Raw genomic sequence first — 20625 nt, forward strand, 5'->3', positions numbered from 1 at the left:
CTGCGTGAGTTCCAAGCTGGCCGTCGTTACGGTGACCTATTCGCCCGGAGAATATCTGGATCAGTTCCTCGATTCCCTCGCGTCGGCGACGACCGAGAACCCACAGGTCATCATGGCCGACAATGGTTCGACCGACGGCACCCCCGAGGCAGCGGAGACGAAGTACCCGAGCGCACGGCTCTTCAGGACCGGCGCCAACCTCGGGTACGGGGGAGCCGTCAACCGCGCGGTCGCCGAGGTGGACGAGGGCGTCGAGTTCGTCGTGGTTGCCAATCCCGACGTGCGGTGGCATCCCGGATCCCTCGATGGCTTGCTCGCCGCGGCGGAGCGGTGGCCACGCGCAGGCGCCCTCGGGCCGCTGATCAGGGAGCCCGACGGGAGTCGGTATCCGTCGGCTCGGTCGGTACCCGATCTCACGTCAGGGGCGGGACACGCGTTGCTCGGGAAGATCTGGCCGAACAATCCGTGGACATCGCGCTACCGACAGGACAACGAAGCTGTGACCGAACGCACGGTGGGATGGCTGTCGGGATCCTGCCTACTGCTCAGGCGGTCTGCGTTCGATTCGGTGAACGGGTTCGATTCCCGCTACTTCATGTACATGGAGGATGTCGATCTGGGCGATCGCCTCGGCACCGCAGGATGGCTCAATGTCTACGTACCCGAGGTGGAAGTAACCCATTCCAAAGGGCATGCGGCAGGTAGACATCCGGAGCTGATGCTTCCAGCGCACCATGCGAGTGCGTATCGCTTCCAAGCCGATCGACATCCCCACGTATGGCAAGCTCCCTTACGATGGGCGCTGCGCATGGGCTTGGCAGCGCGGTCGAAGGTGGTTGTGGCTTCGGCGCTTCGGCAGCGACACATCGATGATCCTCGACACAAGTGACAACAGGGAGGCCGACCGTGTCAGCTGACACCAACAAGACAACTGATGCCGTGATTCTCGTGGGCGGCAAAGGAACCCGGCTCAGGCCGCTCACCTTGTCGGCGCCGAAGCCCATGCTTCCCACCGCAGGACTTCCGTTTCTCCACCATCTGCTGGCCCGCATCAAAGCAGCGGGAATCGACCATGTCGTGCTCGGCACCTCGTTCAAAGCCGAAGTGTTCGAAGAGCATTTCGGCGACGGATCAGCGCTCGGCATCGAACTCGAGTACGTAACCGAGACCGAGCCGATGGGTACCGGCGGCGGAATCCGCAACGTACTGCCGAAGCTTCGTGCCGACAACGTCGTCGTGTTCAACGGTGACGTTCTGGGTGGAACCGACCTGACGGCCGTGCTCGATACGCACCAGCGAACCGAGGCCGACGTCACGCTGCACCTCGTGCGCGTCGGAGACCCGAGGGCGTTCGGATGCGTACCGACCGACGAAGACGGGCGCGTCACTGCTTTCCTGGAGAAGACGCAGGATCCACCGACCGATCAGATCAACGCCGGCTGCTACGTGTTCAAGCGAGAGATCATCGAGACGATCGCGTCGGATCGGCCGGTGTCGGTCGAGCGAGAGGTGTTCCCCTCGCTGCTTGCTGAGAACAAGCGCGTCTACGGCCATGTCGACAGCGCATACTGGCGCGACATGGGAACGCCGGAGGACTTCGTCAAAGGCTCTGCCGACCTCGTGCGCGGCATCGCGCCATCACCGGCACTGACCGGAACGCGTGGCGAGTCGCTCGTCCACCCGAGTGCCGGTGTGGCTCCAGGGGCGCTGCTGATCGGTGGGACGGTCGTCGGACGGGGAGCCGAAATCGGTGCGGGCGCACGGCTCGACGGTGCCGTGGTGTTCGACGGTGCCGTGATCGAGGCCGGAGCGGTGGTCGAACGGTCGATCATCGGATTCGGCGCACGCATCGGGCCTCGCGCTCTGGTACGAGACGGAGTGATTGGCGACGGCGCTGACATCGGCGCACGCTGCGAACTCCTGCGCGGAGCTCGGGTCTGGCCGGGAGTCAAACTTCCCGACGGCGGAATTCGCTTCTCCACCGACGTCTGATCAGCTACCGCTCATTCCGCAGGCTCCACTCCGGTCAGAGGGTCATTCCGCAGGCTCCACTCCGGTCAGAGGGTCATTCCGCAGGCTCCACTCCGGTCAGAGGGTCATTCCGCAGGCTCCACTCCAGCCGAATGGTCATTCCGCAGGCTCCACTCCAGCTCTAGTGCGCGCCAACTGGACCAAATGGTCGATCGTTTCCACTTCGGCAGAATCGGGCAGCGAATCGACCGGCCACCACCGTAGGTCGGTCGATTCTTCGCTGCGCACGGCGCGTGACCCGGGCGCAGCACGGACGAGGAATCTCAGGTCGAGATGACGGGTCGGCTTACCGAGCGAACACGTAATGGGATGCGTGTGCGCGGAAAGAAGCGTGGGATGGATCGTGAGCTCGTCGATTCCCGACTCCTCTCGCGCTTCCCGCAATGCCGCATCGACTACCGTCTCGTCCGTCTCCTCGCAGTGTCCACCGAGTTGGATCCAGCGGCCCACCCTCGGGTGAAGCGTCAGCAGGACTTCGCGACCCGACGCAGTCAGCACCAGCGACGATGCAGTGATGTGTCCCGGTTCATTGGCGCGAAGGCAACCGTCGGGACTTGCAGCGAGAAACGCGAGCATCGTCTGACGTAACGATTCCTCGTGGTCCTCGCGCACCGACCACCCCTCCAGGGCGGCGACGGCGGAGTTGTGCAGCGACTGCGAACTCACCTCAGATCTCCACCAGCCCAGTATCGACAGCAGCAGGAGTGCGCGGCGTCAGCGGCTCGTCGGGATAGCCGATAGCTATGGCGCCCATGGCTTTCCAGTCGGCACGGAGTCCCAGTTCGCTGCGCACGAGATCGGCGGCGAAGATCGTCGAACCTATCCAGCAACTACCGATTCCGCGCGCCGCGAGAGAGACCAGCAGCCCCTGCACCGCGGCACCCACCGCGACGGTGAACATGGTTTCCTCGGCGCGCGTGCGCCGTTCGTCCGGATATCGGTGCGCCCCGTCCGGCACACAGAACGGGATGACGACCTCGGGTGCGTCGAAGAGAATGGATCCACGGGCGATTCTGGCATCGATTCGCTCTTCGTCGAGACCGTCCTCCCGAAGATCGCTGCGCCATTGCTCGGCCATCAGTTTCAGTAGCTGAACACGAAGTGCCGGTGTGCGTACCCAAACGAACCTGACCGGCCGGGTGTGATGAGGTGCGGGTGCGGTCAGGGCTTCGGCAACCGCATCGCGAATGTCGCTCTCGCCGACGGGTTCTTCCGTGAAAGATCGAACCGATCGCCGAAGCAGAAGCGCTTCTCGGTGTCCGCGTTCGATGGATTCGGCGGTACCCAGCCAGAACAGGTCGTCCTCTCCCGGCCGTACCAGATCTCGTGCGCGTGAACCGTTGTCGACCGGGGCGAGTCCACGGACCACGGCGACAGGCACCCCGCCGAGCTTGCCCTTGACGAGATCGGCTGCGGCAGCGATCTCGTCGGCGACGGCCACCTCCGTTACGACCAACTCGTTTCCTTGCCCGTCCTCGGCGCCTGCGTACGCGTGCACTACTGCAAGACCGGCACTACCGATTGCTGCATCGGTCTGTCCGACGCGCCACGCCCTACCCATCGTGTCGGTGACGACGACGCCGACCGAGACGCCGAGAGATGCCGCCAGCGCGCTGCGCAACCGCGATGCGCTTGCGTCGGGATCGATTGGCAACAAAGCGAGTTCGGCGCGGTCTACGTTGGACCCGTCGATTCCCGATGCAGCTTGGACGATGCCGAGCTTGTTCTCTGTGATGAGGGTTCGCCCCTTGCGGGCGACGACACGAACGGCTTCCTGATCGACGAGAACTCTGCGTGCTGCGTCGCGTTCGTCGGGATCGAGTGGTGCGTCGACGAGCCTGCCCTCCACCTTGGAGAAGGCCTTGCTCGTGACCACAAGGATGTCGTCGTTGCGAATCCACGGCGCGTGTTCGGCGATCGCGGCGGCAAGATCGTCACCGGGACGAAACTCGGGAAGGCCGAGTACCGGAAGTATTTCGATGCTTCCGCCCGGCGCGTGATCGGTGGGTACGGACGGCGACGCAGCAATCGAGTGCGCGGGCTCGGTGTTCACAGATCGAGCCCCGCGGACCGCAGTGCAACGGCAGCCATCTCGGCAGTGGTAGCCGGGTCGGTCATCAGTAGTGGCACACTCCGAACGTCCACTCCTGGAACCACCGCAGTGTCGGTCGAATGAATCAACCACGTGTCGAGTATGCCGGTGTCCGAGCGTGCACCGTAGTGCTGTCCGATCGCCTCCGCGCTGGTTTCGACGCCGATGACCGTCAGGCATTCGTCGGCCATGCCGCGCAGCGGTTTACCGTCTATCACCGGTGACAGGCCGACCACCTTGGCCGGAGTGGTGCGCAGAGCGCTACGAATCCCCGGGACCGCAAGCACGGCGCCGACGCTGACGACCGGGTTGGACGGCGCGAGGATCACGGCGTCGGCGTTCTCGATTGCATCGAGTACACCGGGCGCCGGACTCGCCTGCTCCGCACCGACGTTGGCGAAGCTGTGTGTCTCGATCTGCGCGCGGTAGCGAACCCACCACTCTTGGAAGTGAATAGCTCGCTGCGTTTCGCCCGTCGGGTCCTCCGGATCGGACACGACCACATGGGTCTCGCTCCGATCGTCCGTTACGGGAATCAATCTGACCCCGGGCTTCCACCTGTTGCACAGTGCCTCCGTCACCGCCGACAACGGATACCCTGCTCGAAGCATTCGGCTACGTATGAGGTGTGTGGCGATGTCGCGGTCGCCGAGACCGAACCAATCCGGATCGGCTCCATAGGCGGCGAGTTCGTCTCGCGCATGCCAAGTCTCCGCTATTCGGCCCCAGCCGCGTTCGGTGTCGATTCCACCACCGAGTGTGTACATGCACGTGTCCAGATCGGGACAGATGCGGAGGCCGTGCATCCACACGTCGTCGCCTACGTTGACGATTGCGGTGATCTCACCGTCGTCGCCCAAAAGGGTTCTGAGACCCTGGAGGAATCGAGCTCCTCCCACACCACCGACCAAGACAGTCACTTTCACAGGTAGAAAGCCTATGCCGTCGGTTCCAGAGCTGCGTGGGCACCCATTGCTGTCCGAGCTCAGCGCCTGTTCGACGGCCAGTTTCCCGCCGCGACACGCGCAAGATGGCCGCTGATTCGGGGAGGGTGCAGTTTTTGGGCCCTAGATGGTATTGGAAAATAGGTCGTCGGCTTGACCTCAGCGCACTCCGGCGTGTCTAATCACATGTATGTCATTCCAAGGTTTTCAAGCGAGTTCGCTTGGAGCTGGCCTTGATTCGAACATGCGTTCCCATGGCTTGTCTTCTCGTGGCTTGTCATCTTATGGATACGTGTACTAGAGGTCGAGGGTTCCGGCATGACAACGAATACCGGCGCGGGGCAAGGTGTTCGGAACCGACCGGCAGTATCTGCGCTATTCGAAGGTGAGGAGGCGGAAGCGATGTACGACCAGAACGCGACACGTGAACAACGGGGCGAGGCCCCGGCTCACCTCAGCGCAGTCGACGACGCGCCGCAGACCGATTCCATAGCAGGCGCGGAACAAGGCGACTGCGAGAAGGGAACCGAGGGCACGTCGCTGCGCGTCGAACAGGAACCTGCCGGGGGGTCGATCGAAGTCGACTCCGGGATCGTTCCAGTCGATGCCGGCGCCGGATATGTCGTTCGCGATATCGGCGGCGATGCCTTCGCGGCGGAAGACGCCGAACTCGGCGAACCGGACTCGGACGACGAGTCCGAGGACGGCTCGGTCGAAGATCTGCCGATGCGCGAGCCCGTCCGCCCAGTGCTGAGCCTCATCGCAGGCTTCGACGAGATGTTCGACGAGATCGAAGATCAGTGGCAGGAACGTGCCCTGTGTGCACAGACCGACCCCGAGGCTTTCTTCCCGGAGAAGGGTGGATCGACGCGCGAAGCAAAGCGGATCTGCCTCGGCTGCGAGGTCAAGGACGAGTGCCTCGAATATGCTCTCGCCAACGACGAGAGGTTCGGCATCTGGGGCGGGTTGTCCGAGCGTGAACGTCGACGCCTCAAGCGCGGGATCGTCTGACCATCTACGGTCCGACCTTTCAGTTCTCGTCGTCGATGCCGGGATCGATCACATCGGCGTCGACGCCCAGGTAGGTAGCTACCTGTTCCACGAGCACCTCGTAGAGAAGATCCTCCAAATCGTCCCGGTGCTTCGCCCGCCGCTCAAGCGGCCGACGGAACAATACGATCCGAGCGCGTGTCGCTTCTCCGCGCTTGTCGATTCCCGCTGGAACCAGCCGCGACAGTGGTACCGGACCCTCGGCGACCACCTCGGGTGGCCAGTTGACCGACTCGGGATCCTTGGCGCGAATCTTCGGCACTTCGTCGACGGCGATGTCGAGTCGCTCCAGCTTGTCGTGCCAACGGTGATCTATTCGCGCGAACGCCTCCAGAACGGCTCGATCGAATCTGTCGGCGCGCGAGCGATGCCCTGGTACGCCGACGGGAAGTATCGGTCCTCGCACGCCCCGCCCACGGCGTGCGGCGGATCGGGAGGTCGTTCTGCGTGCCGAAGTGCCTCGAGCCATGGCGAGAGGTTATCGGGGCGGACTAGCGGTGTGTCGAGCGGCTCGGTGTCGGCGCAGGGGGCTACTCTCTCGTGTGTGAGATCTCTGCGTGGATGCTGCAGGCCTGGGTGCAACCGTTCGGCTGTTGCGACGCTCACGTATGTCTATTCCGACTCGACCGCGGTAGTCGGCCCACTCGCCACCGTCGAGGAGCCGCACTCCTGGGACCTGTGCGAAATACACGCATCGACCACGACCGCGCCGAAGGGCTGGGAGTTGGTGCGCTACGAGGGTGGCTTCACCACCACCTCGCCCGACGAGGACGATCTCACCGCCCTGGCGGAAGCCGTACGCGAAGCCGGCCGGGGAGAACGTTCTCGCGACAGCGGGGCGACGGGCCGTCAAGGCGCCCGGGGGCAGGTTGCCGCAGCCGACAGGCGCCCGGCATCGCCCGTTCGAACCGGGCGTCGCGGCCATTTGCGAGTGCTTCCCGATCCCACGGCCTGATTCGAGGTCAGCTCGCGGAATTGCCGTCGTGACACTGTCGTTCGAGGCAGACATCGTTTCAATCACATCTGTGTGCCGTGGTCGCGCCTGCCGTGACCATATGTGACACATTCTTGTAGGACGCATCGCGAGACGATGCGCTCATGCCTCACCCCGTCGAGAATCCGAGGAGTTGTTCGTGGCACGCACTGCCGAATCCGTCAACGCAGTCATCAAGGCCTACGACGTTCGGGGGGTGGTGGGTGAGCAGATCGATTCCGCGTTCGTCCGTGATGTGGGAGCGTCGTTCGCCCGGCTGGTGCGCAGTCCTGAAGTCACGACTGTTGCGATCGGCCACGACATGCGCGCGTCTTCGCCCGAACTGTCGAGAGCGTTCGCCGAGGGGGTGACGTCGCAAGGGTTGGACGTCGTGCACATCGGTCTCGCGTCGACCGATCAGCTGTACTTCGCGTCCGGATTCCTCGATTGCCCCGGTGCGATGTTCACCGCGAGCCACAATCCGGCGAAGTACAACGGAATCAAACTGTGTCGGGCTGGCGCCAAACCGGTAGGGCAGGACACAGGTCTCGACACCATCAAGAGCGAACTGGTCGCCGGAGTCCCCACGTACAGCGGTGAACCGGGGTCGGTGACCGAACGAGATGTGCTGAGCGAGTACGCCTCGTTCGTGCGCAACCTGGTCGATCTCACGAAAGTGTCCGGCGTCAAGATCGCCGTCGATGCCGGGAACGGAATGGGCGGGCACACTGTGCCCGCAGTGTTCGGTGATCTTCCCGTGACGATCGAGCCGCTGTACTTCGAACTCGACGGCACCTTCCCGAACCACGAGGCCAATCCGTTGGACCCGGCGAACCTCGTCGATCTGCAGAAGTTCGTCCGAGACACCGGAGCAGACATCGGCCTTGCGTTCGACGGTGATGCCGATCGATGCTTCGTGGTCGACGAGAAGGGCGACCCGGTCTCGCCGTCGGCGGTGACCGGCCTCGTCGCCGAGCGCGAGTTGGCGAAGGAGCCGGGCGCGACGGTAATTCACAACCTGATCACCTCTCGGGCTGTTCCCGAGTTGGTGACCGAGCTCGGCGGTACGCCGGTGCGCACACGAGTCGGACATTCGTTCATCAAGCAGCAGATGGCCGACACGGGAGCAATCTTCGGCGGCGAACACTCGGCTCATTACTACTTCAGAGACTTCTGGGGTGCGGATTCGGGCATGTTGGCTGCGCTGCACGTTCTCGCCGCCCTCGGATCACAGGATCGACCGCTGTCGGAGCTGATGAGCTCGTACGAGTCGTACTCCGCGTCGGGGGAGATCAACTCCACTGTTGCTGATGCAGCCGAACGCACGGCAGCAGTGCTCGACGTGTTCGCCGACCGCACGGTCTCGACCGACAGGCTCGATGGCGTGACGGTCGACCTGTCGGACGGCGCCTGGTTCAACCTTCGTGCGTCGAACACCGAGCCTCTGCTGCGTTTGAACGTGGAGGCACGCACCGCGGCCGAAGTGAATGCACTGACGGAGGAGATTCTCGGCGTGGTTCGGGCCTGACTGGAATAGTGGACGTGTGCGCGGGTATACGAGCACCAGGAAGCAGTGAGCTGAGCGCGACGGCAAGGAAGGACGGTGGCTTCTCACCAATGACCACTCTGTCGCCTCTTCTCGATCTGGACGACGCCGACGCACTCGTCGCCGCGGACACCGACGGCGTGCTACGAAGTGCTGCGTTGGCCGGGGCGCAAGTTCGTGCGACCGCTGGATCGTTCGCCGACACCATCGGTGATCGCCTCGGTGGCCTCCGACCGCGAAGCGTCGTGTTCGTTGCAGGCGGCGGGCGGGCAGAACGTGCGGCGTCGCTGTTGATCGCAGGCGTCGGTCCTCGAATCGGCGTGCCACTCGTACTCACCACTGGTACGCCGCCATGGGTCGGCCCGCTCGACGTGGTCGTCGTGTGCGGCGACGATGCAGGCGACCCTCGACTGTCCGAGTCGACTGCCGCAGCTGTTCGCCGCGGCGCCGAGACCGTTCTGGTCACACCCGACGAGGGCCCACTGCGAGCCGCGGCAGCGGGGCGCGCACTGTTTCTGCCACCGCGAATTGCAGTCCGCGAACCGAACACCCTCATGCGATACGTTGCCGCAGGAGTCAGTGTTCTCGGCGCGGTTTCCGACGGGGTATATCGCTCCCTCCTGCCAGATCTCGATCGACTTGCCGATGCCCTCGACGACGAGGCATCCCAAGATCACCCTCTCCACGAGGTCTTCCACAACCCTGCGAAGTCGATCGCAGTTCGAATGGCCGATCGACGCATTGTCTTCAGCGGCGTCGACTCGACGGCCCTCGAGATTGCTCGCCACGGCAGCGAAGTGATGTTGGGCGTGGCAGGAGTGGTCTCGGCAGCAGGTGAATTGTCCGACGTCGTCCGGGCAGTCGTGCATGCGTCGCGGTCCGCAGCCTCGGGTCCGGCCGATTACGATCCGTTCTTCCACGATGACGAGGTGGACGGGCCGCGTCCGGAGGCTGCCGTACGAGTCCTCGTTATTGCTTCTCCCACAGCCGCATCGGCGGCCGAGCGACGCACCGCGGCTCTGGACGATGTCGACGTCGTCGTCTCCGGTGTCGCCGAACCGGGTGAGCCGCCCGAACGCGCGCGTCGCGGAGCGGGGCTCGGTGAGTTCGAATCGATGGCATTGTCGGCGACGCGGCTGGAGATGGCCGCCGCGTATCTACATCTGATGGGCGGTAGATAGTGCAACCACTGCGCGGTGCAGTTCGGTCGTACGCATGGGGATCTCGAACCTCGCTTGCGCGGTTGCAGCGACGGTCGGTGCCCTCGGAGCACCCCGAGGCCGAGATATGGCTCGGTGCGCATCCGGCCGATCCTGCTTATTTGCTCGGTGACGGGTCACCGAAGTCGTTGCTGGAGGCGATCGACGAGAATCCGCGCCTGGAACTCGGTGCGGAGACCGCGCACGTCTACGGCGGGCGGCTTCCATTTCTGCTGAAACTCCTTGCCGCCGACGAACCTTTGTCGCTGCAGGCACATCCGAGTTCGGATCAGGCCAAAGAAGGTTTCGCGCGCGAGGAATCGCGTCGGGTCCCGATCGATTCGCCGGTCAGAAACTACCGCGACGCCTCCCACAAGCCTGAATTGATCGTCGCTCTCACCGAATTCCATGCCCTCGCAGGGTTTCGGTGCCCGAGGCAGACCGTGGAGTTCATCGACGCCCTCGATGTCGGTGCGTTGTCCGGATACCGGTCGTTGCTCGCGGACCAACCGGACGACGCGGGTCTGCGAACGGTGTTCACGTCGTGGATCACACTGCCGGGACCTGCGCTCGATGCTCTGCTTCCACTTGTGGCCGACGGCTGCATCCGGTACCTGTCCACCACGGCTCATCACGACGGAGGGCGGTTCGTCGCCGAGGCCCGCACCTTGCTTGAACTGGGGGAGTCGTATCCAGGCGATGCAGGCGTTCTCGCGGCGTTGCTTCTCAATCGCGTCACTCTGAGTCCGGGCCAAGGGTTGTATCTGGCCGCGGGCAATCTGCATGCGTATCTATCGGGAACCGGCGTCGAGGTCATGGCAAACTCCGACAACGTGTTGCGAGGCGGCCTGACTCCGAAGCATGTGGATGTGCCGGAACTTCTGAGGGTGTTGGACTTCGAGCCTGCCGAGGTCGAGGTGCTCGAGCCCGATGTCGGGTCGGGTGGGCCCGTTCTCTATCGCACGCCTGCGCCCGAGTTCGAGCTGTCGAGGTCGGTGCTGTCCGGTGGAGCGTCCGTGAGCTTCGATGGAGACTCGCCACGAATTCTGCTGTGTACCGCAGGACGTGTCGTCATCGGTGGCGGCGAGTTGGAATACGTATTGGAGCAGGGCGCCGCCGTATGGGTGTCTGCATCCGACCCCCTTCTGATCGCCGAGGCGCGTTGGGGTGACGCCGAGGTCTTCTCGGCCACCGTCGGGGCCTTGGCAGGCTGAATTCCGCGGTTTTGCCAAGGCTCCTCGCGCTGGCTCGCTGGAAGCATATTGTGTGACCGAAGGGGTTCGAGTGGCGTAGTGATACGCGCTCTCGAACACGATCGACTGAACAGGCGGAATCTTCGATAATGGAACACCCACGCTCACCGAAGTCGGATACCAAGACCGGCATCTTCAGAACGAAGTCGGTCGAACAGTCCATGCGCGACACCGACGATCCCGACACCAAACTCCGTAAGGAACTCACGTCTTGGGACCTCACGGTGTTCGGCGTTGCGGTCGTTATCGGCGCGGGAATCTTCACCCTGACCGCGCGCACGGCAGGAAACGTCGCCGGTCCTTCGGTGTCGCTGGCATTCGTACTGGCCGCTGTGGCCTGCGGCCTTGCCGCGCTCTGCTACGCAGAATTCGCATCGACGGTTCCGGTCGCGGGAAGCGCGTACACATTCTCCTACGCGACATTCGGTGAGTTCGTCGCGTGGATCATCGGATGGGACCTCGTTCTGGAGTTCGCACTCGCGTCGTCGGTCGTCGCGAAGGGGTGGTCGCTGTACCTGGGTGAAGTTCTCGGATCGTCCTCGCCCGTCCTGTCGATCGGTTCCGTCGACGTGGATTGGGGTGCGCTACTGATCGTCGTCATCATCACCGCGCTCTTGGCCAGCGGAACCAAGCTGTCCTCGCGGGTGTCATTGATCATCACCGCGATCAAGGTCGCAGTAGTTCTGCTCGTCGTGATCGTCGGCGCGTTCTACATCAAGGCCGAGAACTACTCTCCGTACATCCCGCCGGCGCAGGAGGGCGATACCGCCGACGGAATCCACCAGTCGTTGTTCGCGTTCGTGACCGGCGCAGGCGGTAGCACGTTCGGGTGGTACGGCTTGCTGGCCGCCGCGAGCCTGGTCTTCTTCGCGTTCATCGGGTTCGACGTCGTCGCCACCACTGCCGAGGAAGCGAAGGAGCCGCAGAAGGCGCTACCGCGCGGCATTCTCGGATCGCTGCTGATCGTGACCGTGCTCTACGTGGCCGTGACGCTCGTACTGACCGGAATGGTGAACTACACCGAACTCGCGGGCGACAGCTCGACCTTGGCCACTGCATTCGAACTCAACGGGCTGACGTGGGCGAAGAACATCATCTCTTTCGGGGCGCTCGCCGGCCTGACCACCGTGGTGATGGTCTTGATGCTGGGCCAGACCCGTGTGCTGTTCGCCATGTCGCGGGACGGACTCGTGCCGAGGAAGCTCGCCCACACGGGCAAGAGGGGCACGCCTCTACGCATCACGCTGCTTGTCGGTGGCGTCGTTGCTGTCCTGGCCGCATTCTTCCCCATCGGGGTCCTCGAAGAGATGGTCAACATCGGAACGCTGTTCGCCTTCGTTCTCGTGTCGATCGGAGTGGTGGTTCTGCGACGGACTCGCCCGGATCTGCCTCGTGGCTTCAAGGTTCCGTTCATGCCGGTGATCCCGATTCTGGCCGTCGTCGCCTGCCTGTGGCTGATGGTGAACCTGTCCGTCGAGACATGGCTCCGATTCATAGTCTGGATGCTGATCGGGGTGGTCATCTACTTCGTGTACAGCAAGAGAAACGTCGAGAAAACGCTGCGCGAACGTAAGGAACAGCTTTCCGAGTGACCCCCTCGCCTCGGCTGAAAACCGTTTGCCGCGGTACCGACTGCTACTGTGTCGAACAGACCTAGAGTTTCTTTTACGGGGAGTTCGGATGAATCGAGCCGGTGCGACGTCCACGAATTTGGACGAGCACTCCGGTGAATGCGTGTCGGGGGACGCGCGCGCTGTGAGATCGAAACGGACCTTGTCCACGTCAAAAGACGGGCGGGGAGCCAGACGAGCCGGTAAACGGCCCCTCTGGCTGCTCGGCCTACTGGCGCCTGCCTCGGCGCTGCTGCCGTCGCAGTTGGTGCTGTGGACCGGTATGCCCATATTTTGGTGGAGCGGCGTGATGGTCTTCTTCGTCATCATCCCGCTCATCGACGTGGTCGCGGGTGAGGACGGAGACAATCCGTCGGACGACGACATCGAAGAGATGCAAGACGATCGCTTCTATCGTTGGTGCACCTACCTGTTTCTGCCCGTGCAGTTCCTCACACTGCTCGTCGCCTGCTGGATGTGGGCGTTCGGTACGTTGGCGGTGGTCGACAAGATCGGCCTCGCGGTCACGATCGGGCTCGTCGCGGGGACCGGCATCAATGCGGCTCACGAACTGGGACACCGGATCGAGGAACACGAGCGCTGGTTGGCGAAGGTCGCGCTGGCCCAGACGTTCTACGGGCATTTCTACGTCGAACACAACAAGGGACACCACGTCCGGGTCGCCACACCGCGAGACCCGGCCAGCGCGCGCGTGGGGGAGAACCTCTTCGTCTTCTTGCCGAGAAGTGTGCTCGGCGGCCTTCGATCTGCCTGGTCGCTCGAGATGCAGCGACTGGACCGGCGCGGGATCCGGCGGTGGAGCATCCGCAACAACCTGTTGCACACGTCCCTGATGAGCGCGGGTCTGTTCGGCGTGCTTGCGCTCGTGTTCGGCCCCGGAATCCTGCCGTATCTGCTCGTGCAAGCTGCAGTCGGTTTCCTGCTGCTGGAGACGATCAACTACGTCGAGCACTACGGACTGCTTCGTGAGAAGAACGAGCGCGGACGGTACGTCCGGTGCTCCCCACGACACAGTTGGAACAGCGATCGGCTCTGCACCAACATTTTTCTGTACCACTTGCAACGACACAGTGACCATCACGCCAATCCCGGCAAGCGCTACCAGACGCTGCGCAGTCACGACGAGGCGCCGCAGCTGCCAGCCGGATACGCAACGATGGTGTTGCTCGCGCTCGTGCCTCCGCTGTGGCGCAAGGTGATGGATCGGCGAGTGCTCGCTCACTACGACGGCGACATCACTCGCGCCAACATTCTGCCGCGGCGTCGCAAGCAGGTTCTGGCCAGGTTCGGTGAGCCGGACACGGCAAATCGGACAACTCGAACCCCCGGTCGCGATGCGGTCGGTCGGCGTCGACAGGCACCCCGGACCCGCATCTCGTCGACCCGATAGCCTGGTGCAGGAACTCGACGCACAACAGGAGAGGCACGATGACGACCTCAGTAACGCCGGACGATCGTTCGGCAACAGGATCGGCACTCACCGCGGACCGCCGCGGTGAAATCGACTTCAAGGTCGCAGATCTGTCACTTGCCGAATTCGGCCGCAAGGAAATCCGTCTTGCAGAGCACGAGATGCCAGGGTTGATCGCCCTTCGCCGGGAATACGCCGACGTGCTTCCGCTCAAGGGCGCACGGGTGTCCGGATCGCTACACATGACCGTCCAGACAGCCGTCCTCATCGAGACGCTCGTCGCTCTGGGTGCAGAAGTGCGCTGGGCGTCGTGCAACATCTTCTCGACCCAGGACCACGCGGCTGCAGCGGTCGTCGTCGGCCCGCACGGAACCGAGGACGAGCCCAAGGGCGTTCCGGTCTTCGCGTGGAAGGGTGAGTCGCTGGAGGAGTACTGGTGGGCGGCCGAGCAGATGCTCACCTGGCCCGCTGGTGCCGATGGAACTGCCAGGCCGGCCAACATGATTCTGGACGACGGTGGCGACGCCACGATGCTGGTGCTGCGCGGGGCGCAGTTCGAGAAGGCAGGCGTAGTGCCTCCGACCGATGACGACCAGGATTCGGACGAGTACAAGGTGTTCCTCGGACTCCTCCGTCGCTCGCTCGAGGCGTCGAAGACCAAGTGGACCGAGATCGCTGCGTCCGTCAAGGGCGTGACGGAGGAGACCACCACCGGTGTACTCCGCCTGTACCAATTCGCGGCGGCAGGCGAACTCACGTTCCCGGCGATCAACGTCAACGACTCGGTCACCAAGAGCAAGTTCGACAACAAGTACGGCACCCGCCATTCGCTGATCGACGGCATCAACCGCGGCACGGACGTGCTCATCGGCGGCAAGGCTGTGCTCGTCTGTGGTTACGGAGACGTCGGCAAGGGCTGTGCGGAAGCGCTCAAGGGCCAGGGCGCGCGCGTCACGGTGACCGAAGCAGACCCGATCAATGCACTCCAGGCTCTGATGGACGGCTTCGACGTTCGCACGGTGGAGGAGTTCATCGAGAAGGCCGACATCATCATCACCTCGACCGGCAACCTCGGCATCATCACCTTCGATCACATGAAGCGGATGAAGCACCAGGCCATCCTCGGCAACATCGGTCACTTCGACAACGAGATCGACATGGCCGGGCTCGAGAAGGCCAAGGATGTCACGCGGATCAACATCAAGCCGCAGGTCGACGAGTTCCAGTTCGCCGACGGTCACTCGATCATCGTGCTGTCCGAGGGGCGCCTGCTCAACCTCGGCAACGCCACCGGACACCCGTCGTTCGTGATGAGCAACAGCTTCTCCAACCAGGTCATCGCGCAGATCGAGCTGTGGACGAAGCCGGACGAATACGACAACGAGGTGTACCGCCTCCCGAAGCACCTCGACGAGAAGGTCGCGAAGATCCACGTCGAGGCGCTGGGCGGCACCATCACCAAGCTCACCAAGGAGCAGGCCGAGTACATCGGTGTCGATGTCGAGGGCCCGTTCAAGCCCGAGCACTACCGGTACTGATCGCTCGAAGATCACGTTCCATGGGGAAACTGATCGTCATCGAGGGAGTCGACGGCGCGGGTAAGAACACACTCGCCCGTCGGCTCGTCTCGGCGTGGGAACGCGACGACCTCGAGGTCGTCAGAATCGGCTTCCCGCGGTACGACTACTCGGTGTATGCCGACCTAGCAGCCGAGGCGTTGCGTGGTGAGCACGGCGACACCGCCGAGAGTGTTCACGCGATGGCGCTCCTGTTCGCGCTCGATCGCAGGGACGCGGTGGGTGAGCTGAAAAAAGCGTTGTCACGCAACCACATCGTCCTGCTCGATCGGTACGTGGCGTCGAACGCTGCGTACACCGCTGCCCGCCTCGAGCAGTCGGCCGACGGCGACGCGGTCGAGTGGATTCGAACACTCGAATTCGAGCGGTTTCGTGTGCCGGTGCCCGACGTTCAGATTCTCTTGGACGTCCCAGTGGAGCTCGCTGCCGAGCGGGCGGCGTCGCGCGAGAGCGAAGATGCGACACGCACCAGAGACGCATACGAACGCGACAGTTCGCTGCAGAGCCGTACCTCGGCGGTGTACGGGCAACTCGCCGCGGCGAATTGGACATCGCCGTGGCATGTCGTCGACGCGCACGTCGATCCGGATCGACTCGCCGCCGACGTGTTCAATCAGCCACCTAGGACTCGGAAAGTGACACCATAGGTCCATGAAGCCTCGGATTCTCGTAGTCGACGACGACTCGGCTCTGGCAGAGATGCTCACCATCGTCCTTCGCGGCGAGGGATTCGAACCGTTCGTGGTCGGAGACGGCACCCAGGCGCTGGCCGCGGTTCGCGAGAATCGCCCGGACCTGGTCTTGCTCGATCTCATGCTGCCCGGCATGAACGGTATCGACGTATGCCGAGTGTTGCGCGCAGATTCGGGTGTACCGATCGTGATGTTGACGGCAAAGACCGACACCGTCGATGTCGTCCTCGGTCTCGAATCGGGCGCCGACGACTACATCATGAAGCCGTTCAAGCCGAAGGAACTCGTGGCGCGCGTTCGTGCCCGCCTTCGTCGTACCGAGGACGAACCGGCCGAGTTGCTCTCGATCGCCGATATCGTGATCGACGTCCCCGCCCACAAGGTAAGCCGCGGCGACGAACTGGTGTCGTTGACGCCGTTGGAATTCGACCTTCTGGTCGCCCTCGCTCGCAAGCCGCGTCAGGTGTTCACGCGTGAGGTACTACTGGAACAGGTCTGGGGCTACCGTCATGCCGCCGACACCCGTCTGGTGAACGTTCATGTTCAGCGCCTTCGCGCGAAGGTCGAGAAGGATCCGGAGAATCCCGAGGTGGTGTTGACCGTGAGGGGGGTCGGCTACAAGGCCGGACCACCGTGATCCGTTTCAACCCTTCGCGGCGGAGAATAAACGGAACGTTCTCGCCGCTGTTGCGCTGGTTTCGAACGCTCAGCACATCGGTCGGTCATGCCTGGCGTCGATCGCTTCAGCTTCGAGTCGTCGTGTCGACTCTTACTCTTTCCTTGGTCGTCATCACTATCCTCGGCGCGGTGCTCACCAGTCAGATCACCGATCGTCTTCTGGAGTCCAAGATCACGGCCGCCACCGAGGAACTGGAGCGATCGAGGACCACCGTCGAAGGCGCGCTGGCAGGGGCCGAGGAGACCACCGGTCTGAACGCAAGGCTCGAACGTGCGCGGGCGCAGTTGACGAACAGAGACGTCGACGCCGGACAGACGTCCGGATCGGCGGGCACGTTCGACCCGGTATTGATCGTTCGCGGTGACGACATCCGCGCGGACTCCTCGATCGGGCCGGCGAATCAGATCCCCGCAAGCCTGCGCAACTTCGTCCAGAACGGCTTGATCAGTTGGCAATATGCCACGGTCAGTGACGCCGAGCAGGGTGATTACACCGGACCTGCCATCATCTTCGGAACCCCGACGGCCTCGGACATCGCCGAACTCGAGTTGTACCTGGTTTTTCCACTGGGCAGCGAGGAGCGAACGCTCTCGCTCGTGCGGGGGACGTTGCTGATCGGGGCGGTCGTCTTGCTGGTGCTTCTCGCAGCAATCTCCATGCTCGTTGCGCGCCAGGTCGTTCTACCCATTCGCTCGGCTTCGCGAATCGCTGTCCGATTCGCGGACGGGAGGCTCAAGGAGCGAATGCCGGTCAGAGGGGAGGACGACATGGCGCGGCTGGCCATGTCGTTCAACGAGATGGCCGAGAGTCTGTCGAAACAAATCACTCAACTCGAAGAATTCGGTAGTTTGCAACGCCGGTTCACCTCCGACGTCAGTCACGAACTGCGTACGCCGCTGACGACGGTGAGGATGGCTGCCGACCTCATTCACGACGGCAGTGCAAACCTCGACCCTGCGCTGAAACGGTCGTCCGAGCTTCTCGTCAACGAGCTCGATCGCTTCGAGACGCTCCTCGGTGATCTTCTCGAGATTTCGCGTCACGACGCCGGTGTCGCAGAATTGGCCGCGGAACAGCTCGATCTGCGAATGTGTGCACGCGCGGCGGTTTCGACCGTTCGGCATCTGGCGCGCGAGAGTGCGACGGAGGTGATCGTCGACATGCCCGATCATGCTGTCGTGGCCGAGGTCGATCCACGGAGGGTCGAACGTATTCTCCGGAACCTCCTTGCCAACGCTCTCGACCACGGCGAAGGACGGCCGGTGTTGATTCGGCTTCGTGCCAATGCGGACGCAGCGGCGTTCGTGGTCCGCGACCAGGGGATCGGTTTGCGGCCGGGCGAGGAGAAGCTGGTGTTCAACCGTTTCTGGCGCTCGGATCCGTCCAGAGTCCGTAGGTCCGGTGGCACGGGCCTCGGCTTGGCCATCAGCGTCGAAGATGCGCGGTTGCACGATGGCAAATTGGAGGCATGGGGTGCAGTCGGGGAGGGAGCGTGCTTCCGCCTGACCCTGCCACTCGTGCGAGGGCACAAGGTGATCGGCAGTCCGCTGCCCCTCAAACCGAGCACCCGGCGATACACCCAGGGTCAGCCGCTTCCGTCTTCGCCCGACCGCACCGATGCGAGCGCGAAGTCGAGCGAGAGTCGGCCCGAGTTGATGGCGACGCCGTCGGATTCTTCTCGTCCGGAGGAGAAGCGGTGACGAACAGGCGATCGCTCACGGCATTTCTCGCGCCCCTTCTCGTGGTGGTGATCGTGTCCACCGGGTGTGCCAATCTGCCGGAATCCTCCAGTCCGCAGGCGATCGGCTCACTCACCGCAGGAGCGGCGTCGACGACGCCACCCCCGCCGGCCGCCGGCCGCGAACCGGACCTCTTGCTCCGCGATTTCGTCACTGCCAGCGCAAGTTCGGCGAACCGCCACCAGGCTGCGCGTCAGTTTCTGACGACTACGGCGTCGAGTTCGTGGGACGACGGCGCGAAGACCGTCGTTGCGGACAAGATCGATCTGCTGACAGGCCCTCGAACCGACAACGAAGCGCAGTTCACGCTCCGGTCCAACACGGTGGGACTGCTCGCTCCAGGAGGCGACTACCAGGCAGGGGCCGGGACAGTCGATTCGAGTATCCGAATGATTCGGGTGGACGGGGAGTGGCGAATCGACGAATTGCCACCGGGCGTTGTTGTCGACCGCTCTCAGTTCTTCGGCGCATATCAACGAAGGTCACTGTTCTTCGTCGATCCGCTCGGCGCCGCGCTGGTCCCGGACGTGCGGTGGGTGAGTGGCGGCGCCGACCAGATGGCGAACCAGTTGGTGCAGTTGCTGATCGACGGTCCGAAGCCGACACTTGCGCCCGCGGTGTCGAACGAATTGGCTCCAGACGTCGGCATTCGTGGGCCGATCACCAAGGCCGACGGGCGCACGTCGCAGGTCGGCGCAGGTACGGGTGGCGGAGTGAAGATCGATTTCGGCGGCCTGCAGGCGGTGGACGCCAAGAATCGCGAACTTCTTGCCGCGCAGGTGGTCTGGACGCTCGCATCCGCTGATATCGCGGGCCCCTACGTACTGCTCGCAGACGGCCAGCCCCTGGACAATTCGAAACCGGACGGATGGACGACGGCCGACGTCGGCTCGCTCGACCCGATGGCATCGCTCGAATCCGGCGTCGGGCTGCATGCTTTGGTCAACGGAAGGCTCGTATCGGTCGAAGACAGCGGTACGACGCCCGTGCCCGGATATTTCGGCACGGTGGAGAACCTCCGCAGCGCTGCGTTGTCCACCGACGGCACGCTGGTCGCCGGAGTAGCCGACACCGGTCGACCCGCTCCGCAACCGTCGTCGACGCTGATGATCGGCGGTTATGACAGTGGGGCCTTCCCGGTGGCCGAGGGCCAGTCGATCACCCGACCTACGTGGGGAGTGGACAACAACGCCGCGTGGGCAGTCATCGATGGAACCAATGTCATACGCGCAGCACGAGATCCAGCGAACGGGCAGGTGTCGGTGTTGCCCGTGGACGCAGGGGCGGTGACGGCACTCGGTTCTCGCATCACGGATCTGAGACTGTCCCGCGACGGTGTTCGCGCCGCGGTGATCGTCGACGGTCTGGTGTACGTCGCCACAGTGGTGCGTCAGGCGAACGGAACGTACTCACTCGTGTCGCCGAAGGCCGTGGCCAACGGACTCGGTAGCGATGCGCTCGCACTGGATTGGAGCACGGGTGACGCTGTGGTCGTGGTGAGGATCGCCACCGACGTCCCAGTCGTGCAGGTGACCACCGATGGATCGCGTCTCGACGCGTTGCCCAGCCGAAACCTGACCGCACCGGTGTTGTCCGTCGATGCCTCCACCACCACCGAGTACGTCGCCGACTCGCGAGCCGTGTTCCAGTTGAACAATGCAGACCCTGCCGGTGACAGATACTGGCGCGAGGTCGCCGGACTGGCCGGAGTCAAAGCAACACCCGTGCTGCCGGGCTGATCGAGACGCCCACGACTTTCGTCTCGGGTCTGTTCGCGACTTCGTGTCGGTGCCCGCTGCGACACTGCC

At 63.6% G+C, this 20625-nt stretch carries 18 protein-coding genes; 14 read left to right on the forward strand and 4 right to left on the reverse strand.

The window, feature by feature from the left end; genetic code table 11:
- Window positions 1–4: 4 nt before the first annotated feature.
- Entirely contained in the window at window positions 5–889 is an 885-nt protein-coding gene (locus tag D8W71_RS13890; protein ID WP_121114167.1) for a glycosyltransferase family 2 protein, read from the forward strand.
- 17 nt (window positions 890–906) lie between these two features.
- Window positions 907–1992 (forward strand): sugar phosphate nucleotidyltransferase, encoded by a 1086-nt coding sequence (locus D8W71_RS13895; RefSeq protein ID WP_121114168.1) that lies wholly within the window; start codon window positions 907–909, stop codon window positions 1990–1992.
- A gap of 135 nt (window positions 1993–2127) precedes the next feature.
- Here the strand turns inward: D8W71_RS13895 and D8W71_RS13900 are convergent, their stop codons facing one another.
- The 3 genes from D8W71_RS13900 to cofD are packed head-to-tail and all read right to left on the reverse strand — an operon-like array spanning window position 2128 to window position 5049.
- The gene (locus tag D8W71_RS13900) at window positions 2128–2697 is read right to left on the reverse strand and encodes an NUDIX hydrolase (protein ID WP_121114169.1); all 570 of its coding nucleotides are present in this window, start codon (window positions 2695–2697) and stop codon (window positions 2128–2130) included.
- A 1-nt stretch (window position 2698) separates the two neighbouring features.
- Entirely contained in the window at window positions 2699–4084 is a 1386-nt protein-coding gene (locus D8W71_RS13905) for a coenzyme F420-0:L-glutamate ligase (protein WP_236077428.1), read from the reverse strand.
- Window positions 4081–5049, reverse strand: coding sequence for a 2-phospho-L-lactate transferase (gene cofD / locus D8W71_RS13910; protein WP_121114170.1), 969 nt, complete (start codon window positions 5047–5049; stop codon window positions 4081–4083). Before cofD ends, D8W71_RS13905 begins: the two co-directional genes overlap by 4 nt.
- A gap of 795 nt (window positions 5050–5844) precedes the next feature.
- Here cofD and D8W71_RS13915 point away from each other — a divergent pair.
- Window positions 5845–6078, forward strand: coding sequence for a WhiB family transcriptional regulator (locus D8W71_RS13915; RefSeq protein WP_201265393.1), 234 nt, complete (start codon window positions 5845–5847; stop codon window positions 6076–6078).
- 19 nt (window positions 6079–6097) lie between these two features.
- On the opposite strand, the gene D8W71_RS13920 is transcribed toward D8W71_RS13915, so the two are convergent.
- Window positions 6098–6586 carry a metallopeptidase family protein gene (locus tag D8W71_RS13920; protein WP_121114171.1) on the reverse strand — a complete coding sequence of 163 codons (489 nt, stop codon included), beginning with the start codon at window positions 6584–6586 and terminating at the stop codon, window positions 6098–6100.
- Between the two features lie 75 nt (window positions 6587–6661).
- Here D8W71_RS13920 and D8W71_RS13925 point away from each other — a divergent pair, with 75 nt between their 5' ends.
- From D8W71_RS13925 to lpqB, 11 genes are all read left to right on the forward strand, one after another.
- Window positions 6662–7072: a DUF3499 domain-containing protein gene (locus D8W71_RS13925; RefSeq protein ID WP_201265060.1), complete on the forward strand. Its 411-nt coding sequence runs from the start codon at window positions 6662–6664 to the stop codon at window positions 7070–7072.
- Window positions 7073–7250: 178 nt separating this feature from the next.
- On the forward strand, window positions 7251–8618 hold the full coding sequence (locus D8W71_RS13930) for a phosphomannomutase/phosphoglucomutase (RefSeq protein ID WP_121114172.1): 1368 nt from the start codon (window positions 7251–7253) through the stop codon (window positions 8616–8618).
- A gap of 89 nt (window positions 8619–8707) precedes the next feature.
- Window positions 8708–9817 (forward strand): tobH protein, encoded by a 1110-nt coding sequence (locus tag D8W71_RS13935; RefSeq protein ID WP_121114173.1) that lies wholly within the window; start codon window positions 8708–8710, stop codon window positions 9815–9817.
- A complete protein-coding gene (gene manA / locus D8W71_RS13940; protein ID WP_121114174.1) occupies window positions 9817–11049 on the forward strand; it encodes a mannose-6-phosphate isomerase, class I in 1233 nt (410 codons plus the stop codon). Before D8W71_RS13935 ends, manA begins: the two co-directional genes overlap by 1 nt.
- A gap of 128 nt (window positions 11050–11177) precedes the next feature.
- Window positions 11178–12680 carry an amino acid permease gene (locus D8W71_RS13945; protein ID WP_121114175.1) on the forward strand — a complete coding sequence of 501 codons (1503 nt, stop codon included), beginning with the start codon at window positions 11178–11180 and terminating at the stop codon, window positions 12678–12680.
- A gap of 88 nt (window positions 12681–12768) precedes the next feature.
- Window positions 12769–14109: an alkane 1-monooxygenase gene (locus D8W71_RS13950; RefSeq protein ID WP_121114176.1), complete on the forward strand. Its 1341-nt coding sequence runs from the start codon at window positions 12769–12771 to the stop codon at window positions 14107–14109.
- Window positions 14110–14147: 38 nt separating this feature from the next.
- A complete protein-coding gene (gene ahcY, locus D8W71_RS13955; RefSeq protein WP_121114177.1) occupies window positions 14148–15668 on the forward strand; it encodes an adenosylhomocysteinase in 1521 nt (506 codons plus the stop codon).
- 20 nt (window positions 15669–15688) lie between these two features.
- Window positions 15689–16354 (forward strand): dTMP kinase, encoded by a 666-nt coding sequence (locus tag D8W71_RS13960; protein ID WP_121114178.1) that lies wholly within the window; start codon window positions 15689–15691, stop codon window positions 16352–16354.
- A 4-nt stretch (window positions 16355–16358) separates the two neighbouring features.
- Window positions 16359–17036, forward strand: a complete 678-nt coding sequence (gene mtrA / locus D8W71_RS13965; RefSeq protein ID WP_027496508.1) for an MtrAB system response regulator MtrA — start codon at window positions 16359–16361, stop codon at window positions 17034–17036.
- The gene (gene mtrB / locus D8W71_RS13970) at window positions 17033–18778 is read left to right on the forward strand and encodes an MtrAB system histidine kinase MtrB (RefSeq protein ID WP_328588791.1); all 1746 of its coding nucleotides are present in this window, start codon (window positions 17033–17035) and stop codon (window positions 18776–18778) included. The genes mtrA and mtrB overlap by 4 nt, the downstream gene beginning before the upstream one ends.
- On the forward strand, window positions 18775–20556 hold the full coding sequence (gene lpqB / locus D8W71_RS13975) for an MtrAB system accessory lipoprotein LpqB (protein WP_121114179.1): 1782 nt from the start codon (window positions 18775–18777) through the stop codon (window positions 20554–20556). The genes mtrB and lpqB overlap by 4 nt, the downstream gene beginning before the upstream one ends.
- Window positions 20557–20625 lie beyond the last annotated feature (69 nt).

The sequence above is a fragment of the Rhodococcus sp. P1Y genome (assembly GCF_003641205.1).
Lineage (GTDB): Bacteria > Actinomycetota > Actinomycetes > Mycobacteriales > Mycobacteriaceae > Rhodococcoides.

Bases quoted from the DNA above. Each gene is read 5' to 3' on its own strand.
- D8W71_RS13915 (WP_201265393.1), top strand. From the start codon at position 5,845: ATGTTCGACGAGATCGAAGATCAGTGGCAGGAACGTGCCCTGTGTGCA.
- D8W71_RS13920 (WP_121114171.1), bottom strand. From the start codon at position 6,586: ATGGCTCGAGGCACTTCGGCACGCAGAACGACCTCCCGATCCGCCGCA.
- D8W71_RS13935 (WP_121114173.1), top strand. From the start codon at position 8,708: ATGACCACTCTGTCGCCTCTTCTCGATCTGGACGACGCCGACGCACTC.
- D8W71_RS13945 (WP_121114175.1), top strand. From the start codon at position 11,178: ATGGAACACCCACGCTCACCGAAGTCGGATACCAAGACCGGCATCTTC.
- D8W71_RS13950 (WP_121114176.1), top strand. From the start codon at position 12,769: ATGAATCGAGCCGGTGCGACGTCCACGAATTTGGACGAGCACTCCGGT.
- ahcY (WP_121114177.1), top strand. From the start codon at position 14,148: ATGACGACCTCAGTAACGCCGGACGATCGTTCGGCAACAGGATCGGCA.
- D8W71_RS13960 (WP_121114178.1), top strand. From the start codon at position 15,689: ATGGGGAAACTGATCGTCATCGAGGGAGTCGACGGCGCGGGTAAGAAC.
- mtrA (WP_027496508.1), top strand. From the start codon at position 16,359: ATGAAGCCTCGGATTCTCGTAGTCGACGACGACTCGGCTCTGGCAGAG.